A 12,612-nucleotide genomic window follows, 5' to 3' on the forward strand; every position below is an offset into this window, starting at 1 on the left:
CCTTCGGCCTTTTGCCCGAGAATAGGCGAAAGCGGCAAGGAAGCAAATGATGCCTTGGGTGTAGACGCAAGGCTGCGCGAAGGCAGGCGGCAACGGCTGCCCGCGAAATGGCGGTGTGTAACCGTCAGGCGATTGACAGTTCGCAGTTCCATCGGAAGTAAAACTCAATTAGTTTCCTTGTCACTCGCAGCAAAAGGAGGCCCTCATGCTCAATGAGTTCAAGGAGTTTATCGCCCGCGGCAATGTGATGGACCTCGCCGTGGGTGTCATCATCGGCGCTGCCTTCAACAAGATCGTCGAATCCGTGGTCAACGACCTCGTCATGCCGATCGTCGGCGCGCTGACGGGGGGCGGTTTCGATTTCTCCAACTACTTCATCGCGCTGTCGGGCAATGTCACGGCGACGTCGCTGGCTGCGGCGCGTGAGCAGGGCGCCGTCTTCGCCTACGGCAACTTCATCACCGTGCTGATCAACTTCCTCATCCTCGCCTGGATCATCTTCCTGATGATCAAGGGCGTGAACCGCATGCGGGCATCGCTGGAAAAGGAAAAGGCCGCCGGCACGCCCGAGGCCGCGCCGCCGCCGGAAGACGTGCAGCTGCTCACCGAGATCCGCGATCTCCTGAAAAGCCAGAGCCGCCCGGTCGTCTGAGGCGATTTGCTTCGAGCATGAGAAAAGGCCCGGGAGACCGGGCCTTTTCGTTTGTCAGGCCGTCGCGCCGGCCGTCCTGGTCTGGTGGATTTCCACAAGGCTCGGACCCTTGCGGGCCGCGGCGCGCTCCAGTGCCTCCGGCAGGTCGCGGACATCCGCAAGCCGTTCCGAGGGTACGCCATAGGCCGTGCCGATGGCGATGAAGTCCGGCGCGGACGGCTTGACGCCCTCGGGCGTGATGCCGGCATCGATCATGTAGTTTTCGATTTCCTGATAGCCGTCATTGTTCCAGACGAGGAAGATGACGCGGGCATCGGCATCGACCGCGGAGCCGATTTCCGAAAGCGAGAATTGAAGCCCGCCGTCGCCGACAAGGCAGACGATCGGCGCGGCCGGGTCGGCGAGGGCGGCGCCCACTGCGGCGGGCGGCGCAAAGCCCAGCGCGCCGTAGCCGGTCGCGGCGTTGAACCAGCTGCGGGCGCGCGGCGCATCGCAATAGTAGTTGCCGGCATAGACGGCCTGGGTCGAGTCGCCGACGATGATCGCCCTGGGCAGCGTGCGCCAGATCGCGTCGATGACGCCGACTTCGGCCTGCATCTTCGCCGTCAGTTCGCCCCACGACCCCTTGCGGGCGGCTTCCGCGCGCTGGTTGCCGTTGCCGATCGGCTTGTGGCCCTCGAGGAAACCGAGCATGCCCGCAGCGGCCGTCTTGGCGCTGGAGAAGACGGAAAGGCCCATCTGCGGCGTGCGGGCGAGCTGGGCGGCGTCGATGTCGACGCGGATCAGCGACTTGAGCCGCGGAAAGCCGCCGTCGACATTGATGTCGTAATCGGTCGGGCCGAACTCTGTGCCGAAGGCGATGACCAGATCGGCATCCGACAGCAGGCGGCGCACGGCCTTGAGGCTGGGGCTGGCCGGCACGCGCAGCGGATGGCCGGCAAGCATGCCGCGCGCATTGACGGTGGTCACGACCGGCGCGCCGATGCGCTCTGCAAGGTCGCGGATCTCGTCTTCCGCGGTCACCGCGCCGCCGCCGGCCAGGATGACCGGGCGCGAGGCATTGGTGCAGAGGATCGCGGCGCGCTGCAGCGTTTCGGCGTCGGCACGCGGGCGTGTCGCGACCGCCGGCTTGAAGCTGCCGGTCTCGATGGGCTTTGCCATCACGTCCGTCGGGATCTCGATATGCACGGGGCCGGGACGGCCCGACAGGAGAACGGCGAAGGCACGCTCCACGACGAGCGGCAGGTCGGCGGGATTGAGCAGGGTGTGCGAATAGAGGGCGAGCGTCTTCATCATGCCGTGCTGGTCCGGCAGTTCATGCAGAAGCCCGCGCCCGTGGCCGAGCGAATCCCGCTTGTTGACGCCCGATATCACCAGCATGGGAACGGAATCCTGCCGCGCCTGCGCCATCGCCGTGATGGTGTTGGTGAGGCCCGGGCCGGTAATGACGAGCGCGACGCCCGGCTTGCCGGAGACCCGCGCATAGCCGTCCGCCATGAAGCCCGCGCCCTGTTCGTGGCGCGGCGTGATGTGGCGGATCTTCGACGCAGCGAGGCCGCGATAGAGCTCCACCGTATGCACGCCGGGAATGCCGAACACGACATCCACGCCATTGGCTTCGAGCAGGTCGACCAGAACTTCGCCGACAGTCTTGGTGGTCATGCGTAGCGCTCCTTCGGGCTTGTGGCGCGGGTGGCAAGCGCTGCGATGCGCGTGCAGGCCTCGTCTATATGTGTATCGGGGACGGTGAGGCTGAGGCGGATGAAACCCTTTGCCTCTTCGCCGAACGAAGAGCCCGGCATGACGGCGACATCCTCCTCGCGCAGCAGCGCCCAGGCGAATTCCTCGCCGCTGAGCCCGGTGCCGGAGACATCGACGACGATGAACATCCCAGCTTCCGGCGGCAGGGGCACGAGGCCCGGCGCGCGCGCGAGGGCCTCGGCGAAGCGGGCGGCGCGTGCCTTGTAGGTCTCGCGCATCGTGGCGGCGGTGCCGATGGGGTTGTCCAGCGCATGGGCGGTCATGTCGGCGATGAAGGGCTGCCCGCCGAATAGCATGGTCTCCGAAACCGACAGCAGGCGCGTGCAGAATTCCGCCGGGCCGATGGCCCAGCCGCTGCGGAAGCCGGGTGCTGCATGGGACTTCGAAATGGAGGAGACGACGATGGTGCGCTCGGCCAGATCCGGATTGTCGAAGGGCGAGGCAAAGGCGCCGCCGAAGATCAGCTGTTCATAGACTTCGTCGCAGACGATCCACAGTTCGTGCCTGCGGCAGACCGCGCCGATCTCGGCAATCTCGCTCGCCGTCAGCACCGCGCCGGTGGGATTGTGCGGCGTGTTGAGTAGCACCGCGCGGCATTGCGGCGTGATGGCGGCTTGGAGATCGGCGGCCTTCATGTGGAAGCCGTTTTCCGGGCGCAGCGGCACGGTGATTTGTGCTGCGCCGGTCGCGCGGATGACGCCTTCATAGGTCGCATAGAGCGGATCGCCGACGAGCACGGCGTCGCCGGCCTCGACAAGGCCCAGCATGACGGCGAAAAGTGCGGTCTGCGTGCCGGGAAAGCAGAGCACGTTCTCCTCCGTCACGCCGGCCCGGCGCTTGGCGTACTTGCGCACCAGCGCACTGACGACGGACGGCTCGCCGCGGCCGTTGGAGTAGCGGTAGCGGCCGGCATGCATGGCGCGCACCGCCTCTGCCAGAAGGGTCGCATCCGGCGGCACGTCCGGCTCGCCGATGGTCAGCTCGATGATCGGCCGGCCCTCGGCCTTCATGCGCCGTGCCTCCGCATGGATCGCCCATTTCTCGGAGCCGAGATTCGCGAGCCGGTCTGTGATGGATGCGTAGCGCATGGCTGTCCTCCGCATGGAATGATGAGTCTAGGATCGCGGCCCGGCATCGGCCGGTCTCAGCGGCAGCCCGAGCAGCGTTTCGATGGATGTCAGCGCGATCTCGACGAGCTCGCTTTCACCGAAGAGTTCGCCGGCAAGGCAGCACTCCAGCCAGAGGCCGTCGAGAAGGCCGTTGATGGCGATGGCCAGCCGGCGGCAGCGCTCCGGCGAGGCATCCACGTTGCGCTCCGCCAGAAAGTCCGCAAGCAGGGTTTCGAGCGCATCGCGGAAGCTCAGATAGCCTTCGCGATGGATTGCCGCCAGTTCCGGATCGACGCTGACCCGGCTGATGAACGAGGCCCAGAGCGAAAGGCTGCGGCTGTTGGCGACCGGTTCCGTCAGGTTGATGACGATGAAGTCGCGCAGCCTGGTTTCGGCGTCGCCGGTGACGCGCTCGGCCTTTTCGGTCAGCCGCGCGATGACGACGCGATAGGCTTCCTGAAGGATGTGCTCCTTCGACTGGAAATAGTGCCGGATCAGCCCGGCGGTGACGCCGGCCTTGATGGCGATCTGCCGGACCGTCGCGCCTTGCAGGCCGTATTCCGCGATGCAGTCGAGCGTCGCCTCGATCAGGTCGTGGCGGCGCTCGGCCTCGGGGGCGCGATGAAAGGTCCGGCGGGCCATGTCATCCTCTCGTTCTGGCTCTCGTTCTGGCTCTCGGGCCGGGCGGCGTCCACGGCGCGTCCGCCCGAATGCGCTGGCTGATCTGCTTCAGGCCGCCCGGCGCAGCACCGGCCGCGTCAGGCAGGTCGGCCCGCCTTCGCAGGCGATGCAGAGCGCGTCCGCCTCGAAGGTCTGGACGGTGCAGCCGGCGGCTTCCATCGCCGCCCTGGTGGCCGGGAAGCCGTCGACCATGATGACCTCGTAGGGCTTCGTCGGCAAGACGTTGAGCGACAGGCCGTTGCTGGCATGGAACTCGTCGGCCGGGGCTTCGATGAGCTGTATGCCGCGCTTCTTCAGGAGCTGGTAGAAGGCGGCGGGCAGGAGCGGCGCGAAGACGAGCGCGAGATTGTCGGCAAGCGGGCTCATCACGCTCATCAGGTGGAGGCACGCTTCTTCGCCCTGCCAGAGCGGGAGATCGTAGGCGAGAACGCTCACGCCATGCGGCGCGAGGATGCGCGTGATCTGGTCGATGCCCTCCTGGTTGGTGCGCACGCCGCGGCCGATGACGAGCGTCTTCGCATCGAGCCAGATGCAATCGCCGCCCTCGACGGTGCCGTCGCCCGTGATACGGCCGAGGATCGGAATCTGCCGCTCGGCATAGGCCTTTTCGTGCAGCGCGGTTTCGGCGACACGCAGCGGCTTGCCCATGCGCAGCAGAACGGCGCCGTGATCCGACATCAGCGACGGGTCATGCGTGAACATCGCGTCGGCGAGGCCGTCGCCATCGTCCTCCAGCCAGATGATTTCGGCGCCGGATTGTTCCACCATCTCCGCGAAGGCCGAATATTGTGCGACCGCGCGCTCGCCATCGAAGGTCGGCCCGTAATGCCATTTGGCCGGATCGGCAGCGCGCAGGCTTGCGCCGGGGCGGCGCATGAGAACGCGCTGAAGAGGGGCAGACATTTCCTGCGAACCGAAGGCGGTCATTCAATACTCCTGGCGGAAACGGGATCGATGGACGGGCGCCGGAATAAAAGTCGGCGTGACGATTATTATACGCTTGAACAATTTCTTAACAAGTGCCACGATGACTTTAACAAAGGAAACGACGGGCCGAAGATGCCCGCGGGAACGTTGAAAAACAGGGGAATTTGGCATGAGTCATGCATCGACTTTCCGTGCGCGCGAGGCAGACGCACGATGATGGAGCGTGCCGAGGCAATCGCGGTCAGGGACCTGCACAAACGCTTCGGACCGCTCGAGGTTCTCAAGGGCGTATCGCTCACGGCGCATGAGGGCGACGTCATCGCCATCATCGGCGGCTCGGGCTCGGGCAAGTCGACCCTGCTGCGCTGCATCAACATGCTGGAACTGCCGAGCGCCGGTTCGGTCACCATCCACGGCGAAACCATCGCCATGAAGAAGGACGGCCATGGCGGGCAGCTGCCGTCCGACCGCAAGCAGGTGCAGCGCATCCGCTCCCGCCTCGGCATGGTGTTCCAGAGCTTCAATCTGTGGCAGCACATGACGATCCTCGAAAACGTCATCGAGGCGCCGGTGCATGTGCTCGGTGTGCGCAAGGACGAGGCGGTCGACCGCGCCGAAACGCTGCTGCGGCGCGTCGGCCTTCACGAGAAGCGCGATGCCTATCCCGCCTTCCTCTCGGGTGGCCAGCAGCAGCGCGCGGCGATCGCCCGCGCGCTCGCCATCCAGCCCCATGTCATGCTGTTCGACGAACCCACCTCCGCGCTCGACCCGGAACTGGTGGGCGAAGTGCTTTCCGTCATCGGCGATCTCGCCAAGGAAAAGCGCACGATGATCCTCGTCACGCATGAAATGAAATTCGCCCGCAACGTCGCGAGCCATGTCGTTTTCCTGGCCAATGGCGTCATCGAGGAACAGGGTCCGCCGGACGAACTGTTCGGATCGCCGAAATCGGAACGGCTGAAGAAATTCATCAGCTCCATCCACTGAAAATCACAAGACCAACAGAGGGAAGATCATGAAGAATGCCTTGAAGACAATCGCCCTTGCTGCCGCCATCGGTATCGCCGCCGTTTCGGGCGCTGCGGCCCAGCAGGTCCGTGTCGGCTTCGCCGCCGAGCCCTATCCGCCCTTCACCTCGCCGGATGCTTCCGGCAACTGGGAAGGCTGGGAAGTCGACTTCATGAAGGCGATCTGCACCGAAGCAAAGCTTGATTGCGTGATCACGCCCGTTGCCTGGGACGGCATCATCCCGGCGCTGACCTCCAACAAGATCGACATGATCATCGGCTCGATGTCGATCACCGCCGAACGCCTCCAGACGATCGATTTCTCCGACAAGTATTACAACACCCCGACGGCCGTCATCGGCCCGAAGAGCGAAAGCTTCGAAGCGACCCCGGAAGGCCTGAAGGGCAAGACCATCGGCGTGCAGGTCGCCACCATCCACCAGGTCTACGCCAACAAGTATTTCGGCGAGAACGGCGCGACGGTGAAGGAATACCAGACGCAGGACGAGGCCAACAACGACCTCGCCGCCGGCCGCATCGATGCGGTGCAGGCCGATTCCATCGCGCTGTCCGCCTTCCTCAAATCCGAGCAGGGCGCTGCCTGCTGCGACCTGAAGGGCAACGTCAAGGACGACCCTGAAATCCTCGGGCTGGGCGTCGGCGTCGGCCTGCGCAAGGGCGAGACAGAGCTAAAGGAAAAGATCAACGCCGCGATCAAGGCCATCCGTGCCAACGGCACCTATGACGAGATCACCAAGAAGTACTTCGATTTCGACGTTTACGGGGGCTGATCGGGTTTTGACGACCACCGCGGCGGTGCCGGTCACCGCCGCGCTTCCTTCCCGAATGGATACGAGACCCCATGGCCGATGCCGGATCGCTGATCAACTGGAGCCTGCTTGCGCTTGACCCGCCCGGCTGGGGCGGCGTGCTTCTGGGAGGTCTGTGGCAATCCGTGCAGATCGCCATCGGCGGCTATGCGCTCGGGCTGGTGCTCGGCACGGGCGGCGCGATGGGCAAGCTCTACGGCGGCCCCGTCACAAAGGACCTGCTGGAGGTCTACACCACGCTGGTGCGCGCGGTGCCGGAGCTCGTGCTGATCCTTATTCTCTACTACGCCGGCACGGATGTGCTGAACCGGTTGTCGAGCGCCGCCGGCTGGGGGCCCGTCGATATCAGCGGCCTTGCTGCCGGCATCTTCGTGATCGGCGTCGTGCAGGGCGCCTATTCGACGGAGGTGCTGCGCGGTGCCATCAAGGCGGTGCCGGCCGGGCAGATCGAGGCCGCGCGCGCCTACGGCATGTCGCCCTTGCAGATTATGCGGCGCATCACGCTGCCGGCCATGTTGCCGCACGCCATTCCCGGCCTGTCGAACCTCTGGCTGATCGCCACCAAGGATACCGCACTTCTGGCCGTCGTCGGGTTCAGTGAGTTGACGCTGGTGACCCGTCAGGCGGCGGGCAGCACCAAGGCCTACCTGCTCTTCTTCTGCGCGGCAGGGGCGCTCTATCTGATGATCACGCTGGTTTCGAACGTGCTGATCGGCTTCATCGAGCGCCATTACCGGCGCGGCATGCCGGAGACCGTGCGATGAGCGATCCGACCGTCGCCGCCATGGCGCTGACCGAACTGCCGACCAGGCAGAGCTTCTTCAAGCCGCACCGCATCGTGCTGATGGCGATCGCCGCCGTGCTCGTCTTCTGCATCGTCTGGTTCATGCGCTGGGACTGGGTGCCGAAATATTCCGGCCGTCTCGTCCATGGCGTCGGCGTCACGCTCATGCTGCTGTTCGTGACATCGATCTTCGGTTTCCTGCTCGCGGTACCGATCGGCCTTGTGCAGGTCACTGGGCCGTGGCCGCTGAAGATGCTCGCGAAGGGGTTCTGCACCATCGTGCGCGGCACGCCGCTGCTGCTGCAACTGTGGCTGCTCTATTACGGTCTCGGCTCGCTCTTCCCGCAGTTTCCGGAAATCCGCAATTCCTTCCTCTGGCCCTATCTGCGCGAGGCATGGCCCTATGGGGTGGCCGCCCTCACCATCTCCTTTGCCGCCTATGAGGGCGAGGTGATGCGCGGCGCCTTTGCCGGCGTGCCGCCCGGCGAACTGGAAGCCGCGCGCGCCTATGGCATGAGCCCCTTTACCGTCTTCCGCCGCATCTGGCTGCCGCGCGCCATCCATCGCGCCTTGCCGACGCTGAACGGTGAGACGGTGCTGCAATTGAAGGCGACACCGCTCGTTGCAACGATCACCGTGATCGACGTCTACGCCGTCGTCTCCAAGGTGCGGCAGGAGACCTACATCACCTACGAGCCGCTGCTTCTCCTGGCGCTCATCTATCTCTGCCTGACCGCGCTTCTCGTGGTGGGCTTTCGCTATTTCGAAAGCAGGATCCCGACACGGGGCGCCTGATGCCGGTGAAGACATGACCATCCACACGACGCTCATCAACAACATGCCCGAAATGGTGGCCATTCGCCGCGACCTGCACGAGCATCCCGAACTCGGCCTGGAGGAGGTGCGTACGTCCGACGTCATCGCGCGCCATCTCGAAAGCTACGGCTACACGGTGTCGCGCGGCCTGGCCCGCACGGGCCTCGTGGCGACGCTCACCAATGGTACGAGCCGCAAATCCATCGGCATTCGCGCCGATATCGACGCGCTGCCGATCCTGGAGGAAACCGGCCTTCCCTATGCCAGCAAGACGCCGGGCCGGATGCATGCCTGCGGGCACGACGGCCACACGGCCATGTTGCTCGGCGCGGCGAAGGCCATTGCCGAGCGGCGCAATTTCGACGGCACCGTGCATCTAATCTTCCAGCCGGCAGAGGAGAATTTCGGCGGCGCGAAGATCATGGTGGAAGAGGGGCTGTTCGACCGCTTCCCCTGCGACGCGGTCTTTGCGCTTCACAACGAGCCCGGCCTTCCCTTCGGCCAGTTCGCGCTGCGCGAAGGCCCGATCATGGCGGCGGTGGACGAGGCGCGCATCACCGTCAACGGGCGCGGCGGCCATGGCGCGGAACCGCAGGAGACGCTCGACCCCATCGTCTGCGGCGCTTCCATCGTCATGGCGCTCCAGACCATCGTGTCGCGCAACATCCACCCGATCGATCCGACGGTGGTGACGGTCGGTTCGTTCCATTCGGGTTCGGCAAGCAACATCATTCCCAGCCGCGCCGAGATCGTGGTCGGCGTCCGCTCCTTCGATGCCGATGTGCGCAATGCGCTGGAGCGCCGCATCCGCCTCGTCGCCGGTGGGCAGGCGGAAAGCTACGGAATGACGGCGACGGTGGATTACCAGCGCTTCTACGATGCGACCATCAACCACAAGGCGGAGACGGATCTGGTGCGGGACCTTGCCATCCGCTTTGCCGGCGCCAACAAGGTCGTCGATCTCGAGCGACCCTTCATGGGCAGCGAGGATTTCGCCTATATGCTGAAGGAACGCCCGGGCACCTATTTCTTCCTCGGCGGCAAGAGCGGCGAGAACGACCATTCGCTCCACCATCCCGCCTATAACTTCAACGACGACCTGCTCCCCGTCGGCGCCGCCTTCTGGACCGAACTCGCGGAGCATTATCTTCGCCCGGCGTGATCAGGTAATCCCCGGCCGATCGGCCCGAAACGTTCGTGGCGTCTTACGGAAACATCAGGAGCTTCGTGCGTTTGAAGGAAGGGTTCGTGGCGGTGCGAAATGCCGCACGCGTGTGATTGTCGCGGTGCGGCAATGCGGGCAGGCGGGCGGAATTGACCTTTGCCAGGCAGGGGAACATCCTTGAAGAGACGCAGCGCCCGAAGCGTTGCGACGTCTTCAGAAAGGCCGGCCCGATGTTCGAATCCCTGGACGCAACGCTGCTTGCACGGTTTCAGTTTGCCTTCACGGTGTCCTTCCACATCATCTTCCCGGCGTTCTCCATCGGGCTTGCCAGCTACCTGGCCGTGCTGGAGGGGTTGTGGCTCTGGACGAAGGACGAGGTCTATTTCGCGCTCTTCAATTTCTGGAAGACGATCTTTGCGCTCGCCTTCGGCATGGGCGTCGTGTCCGGCATCGTCATGTCCTATCAGTTCGGTACGAACTGGAGCGTCTTCTCCGACAAGGCCGGCCCCGTCATCGGGCCGCTGATGGGCTATGAGGTGCTGACCGCCTTCTTCCTGGAGGCGGGCTTCCTCGGCATCATGCTGTTCGGGCTCAATCGCGTCGGTCCGAAGCTGCATTTCTTCGCCACGCTCATGGTCGCCGTCGGCACGCTGATCTCGGCGACATGGATTCTCGCGGCCAATTCCTGGATGCAGACGCCCGCGGGTTTCTCCGTCAACGATGCCGGCCAGTTCGTGCCCGTCGACTGGTGGGCGGTGATCTTCAATCCTTCCTTCCCCTACCGGCTGGTGCACATGGTGCTGGCCGCCTACCTGACGACCGCCTTCGTGGTCGGCGGCGTCGGCGCCTTTCACCTGCTGCGCGGCGATGCGCCCAAGCGCGCCCGCAAGATGTTCTCCATGGCCATGTGGATGGCGGCGATCGTCGCGCCGATCCAGATCTTTGCCGGCGACATGCACGGCCTCAACACGCTCGAGCACCAGCCCGCCAAGGTCATGGCGATGGAAGGGCATTACCAGAGCCATCCCGACGGCGCGCCGCTCATCCTGTTCGGCATTCCGAATTCCGCCGAGCAGCGGGTGGATTACGCCGTCGAAATCCCCAAACTTTCGAGCCTCATTCTCAAGCATGACCTGAACGCGCCGCTCGCCGGCCTCGATACGGTGCCGCGCGAGCTTCACCCGCCCGTCGGCATCGTTTTCTGGGCCTTCCGGATCATGGTGGGGATCGGCTTTGCCATGCTCGGCCTCGGCCTGTGGTCGCTATGGTGTCGCTGGCGCGGCACGCTCGGCGAGAACAGATGGCTGCACCGCGCCGCCGTCGTGATGGGACCGGCCGGCTTCGTCGCCGTGCTCGCCGGCTGGGTGACGACCGAGGTCGGCCGGCAGCCCTACACCGTCTATGGCCATCTGCTGACCTCGCAATCGGTGGCGCCCATCGCGGCACCCGCGGTCGCGACATCGCTGATCGCCTTCATCGTGGTCTATTTCCTGATCTTCGGTGCCGGCACCTTCTACATCCTGCGCCTGATGGGCCGCCTGCCGCGCGATCCGATGCCAGACCTCGGGGAGGGGCCGATACGCTCCGCCGGCATCACGCCGGCCCCTGCCATTGCCACCAAACCCGGGAGCCAGCACCATGGCGCTTGACCTTCCCTTCCTCTGGGCGGCGATCATCGCCTTCGCGGTGCTTGCCTATGTCATTCTCGACGGTTTCGACCTCGGGGTCGGCATCCTGTTTCCCTTCTTCAAGGAAAAGCATGACCGCGATGTCATGATGAACTCGGTCGCGCCCGTGTGGGATGGCAACGAGACGTGGCTCGTGCTGGGCGGGGGCGGGCTGATGGCGGTCTTTCCGCTGGCCTATGCCACCATCCTGCCGGCGCTCTACATGCCGCTCATCCTCATGCTGCTCGGTCTCATATTCCGGGGCGTCGCCTTCGAATACCGCTGGCGCACGCGGCGCGGCGAATTCCTGTGGGACTTCGCTTTTGCCGGCGGCTCGATGGTTGCCTCGTTCACGCAAGGGGTGGCGCTCGGGGCGCTGGTGCAGGGCATCGAGGTCGAGAACCGCGCCTATGCCGGCGGCTGGTGGGACTGGCTGACACCGTTCTCCATCGCGACGGGTCTGGCGCTGCTTGTCGGTTATGCGCTGCTGGGCGCCACCTGGCTGGTGATGAAGACGAGCGGCGATCTCGCCGCCCGCGCCCGCCATTATGCCATGCGGGCGGGCATCGGCACGCTCGCCGCCATGGGCATCTTCAGCCTCTGGACGCCGTTTACCGAGCCGCTCTACTTCGAGCGGTGGTTCGGCTGGCCGACCGTCATCTTCAGCGTGCTCGTGCCGGCACTCGTGCTAGGATGTTTCGCGCTGCTCGTCTACGGCCTGAAGACCCGGCACGATGCCTGGCCGTTCGTCGCGGCGCTCGGTCTCTTCGTGCTCGGCTTCGCCGGCATCGGCATAAGCTTCTATCCCTATATCGTGCCGGCCTCGCTGACGATCTGGGAGGCGGCGGCACCGCATGAGAGCCTTGCCTTCCTCATCGTCGGCGCGCTGGTGCTCGTGCCGATGATCCTCTGCTACACCGTTTATGCCTACTGGGTGTTCCGCGGAAAGGTCGATCCGGAGGAGGGCTATCATTGATGGCGGAACGCTCTCTCGGCCGCAAACTGCTGTGGTTCGTGGCGCTGTGGATGGCCGGCGTCCTGACGGTCACCGCCGTCGGTTTCGTCATCAAGCTGGCGATCGGAACCTGAGCTCACGTAACGTCAATTGCTCCAGCCTGACGCCAGCTTGCCGCTTTAGGTTCCGCGTCGGCCAGCATGCAGGCCCGCCAGCAGAAGACAGGACCGCACCCTCCTTCCGCTCACGCCCCGGGCC

General features: G+C 65.0%; 12 protein-coding genes. 8 read left to right on the plus strand and 4 right to left on the minus strand.

Annotated features, from left to right (window positions below; genetic code table 11):
- Window positions 1-205: 205 nt before the first annotated feature.
- Complete coding sequence (gene mscL, locus K6301_RS01030) at window positions 206-652, plus strand: large conductance mechanosensitive channel protein MscL (RefSeq protein WP_247218727.1); 447 nt, start codon at window positions 206-208, stop codon at window positions 650-652.
- Window positions 653-706: 54 nt separating this feature from the next.
- Here mscL and K6301_RS01035 read toward each other — a convergent pair whose 3' ends face one another.
- The 4 genes from K6301_RS01035 to K6301_RS01050 all read right to left on the minus strand — a co-directional run bounded on the left by K6301_RS01035 (window position 707) and on the right by K6301_RS01050 (window position 5,130).
- Window positions 707-2,314, minus strand: coding sequence for a 5-guanidino-2-oxopentanoate decarboxylase (locus tag K6301_RS01035; RefSeq protein ID WP_247218728.1), 1,608 nt, complete (start codon window positions 2,312-2,314; stop codon window positions 707-709).
- A complete protein-coding gene (locus tag K6301_RS01040) occupies window positions 2,311-3,501 on the minus strand; it encodes a pyridoxal phosphate-dependent aminotransferase (protein WP_247218729.1) in 1,191 nt (396 codons plus the stop codon). The genes K6301_RS01035 and K6301_RS01040 overlap by 4 nt, the downstream gene beginning before the upstream one ends.
- A 27-nt stretch (window positions 3,502-3,528) precedes the next feature.
- Window positions 3,529-4,164, minus strand: coding sequence for a TetR family transcriptional regulator C-terminal domain-containing protein (locus K6301_RS01045; protein ID WP_134650855.1), 636 nt, complete (start codon window positions 4,162-4,164; stop codon window positions 3,529-3,531).
- 87 nt (window positions 4,165-4,251) lie between these two features.
- Window positions 4,252-5,130, minus strand: coding sequence for a dimethylarginine dimethylaminohydrolase family protein (locus K6301_RS01050; RefSeq protein ID WP_247218730.1), 879 nt, complete (start codon window positions 5,128-5,130; stop codon window positions 4,252-4,254).
- Between the two features lie 213 nt (window positions 5,131-5,343).
- Between K6301_RS01050 and K6301_RS01055 the strand changes: the two genes are divergently transcribed.
- From K6301_RS01055 to cydB, 7 genes are all read left to right on the plus strand, one after another.
- On the plus strand, window positions 5,344-6,117 hold the full coding sequence (locus K6301_RS01055; RefSeq protein ID WP_134650857.1) for an ABC transporter ATP-binding protein: 774 nt from the start codon (window positions 5,344-5,346) through the stop codon (window positions 6,115-6,117).
- Window positions 6,118-6,145: 28 nt separating this feature from the next.
- The gene (locus K6301_RS01060; RefSeq protein ID WP_247218731.1) at window positions 6,146-6,928 is read left to right on the plus strand and encodes a transporter substrate-binding domain-containing protein; all 783 of its coding nucleotides are present in this window, start codon (window positions 6,146-6,148) and stop codon (window positions 6,926-6,928) included.
- Window positions 6,929-6,999: 71 nt separating this feature from the next.
- Window positions 7,000-7,731 (plus strand): ABC transporter permease, encoded by a 732-nt coding sequence (locus K6301_RS01065; protein ID WP_160870105.1) that lies wholly within the window; start codon window positions 7,000-7,002, stop codon window positions 7,729-7,731.
- Entirely contained in the window at window positions 7,728-8,546 is an 819-nt protein-coding gene (locus K6301_RS01070) for an ABC transporter permease (protein ID WP_247218733.1), read from the plus strand. Before K6301_RS01065 ends, K6301_RS01070 begins: the two co-directional genes overlap by 4 nt.
- A 13-nt stretch (window positions 8,547-8,559) precedes the next feature.
- Entirely contained in the window at window positions 8,560-9,729 is a 1,170-nt protein-coding gene (locus K6301_RS01075) for a M20 aminoacylase family protein (protein ID WP_247218735.1), read from the plus strand.
- 233 nt (window positions 9,730-9,962) lie between these two features.
- Window positions 9,963-11,381, plus strand: a complete 1,419-nt coding sequence (locus K6301_RS01080; RefSeq protein WP_247218737.1) for a cytochrome ubiquinol oxidase subunit I — start codon at window positions 9,963-9,965, stop codon at window positions 11,379-11,381.
- Window positions 11,371-12,375 carry a cytochrome d ubiquinol oxidase subunit II gene (gene cydB / locus K6301_RS01085; RefSeq protein WP_247218739.1) on the plus strand — a complete coding sequence of 335 codons (1,005 nt, stop codon included), beginning with the start codon at window positions 11,371-11,373 and terminating at the stop codon, window positions 12,373-12,375. Before K6301_RS01080 ends, cydB begins: the two co-directional genes overlap by 11 nt.
- The last annotated feature ends 237 nt before the right edge of the window (window positions 12,376-12,612 follow it).

It is taken from the genome of Shinella oryzae (assembly GCF_023038235.1).
GTDB lineage: Bacteria > Pseudomonadota > Alphaproteobacteria > Rhizobiales > Rhizobiaceae > Shinella > Shinella sumterensis.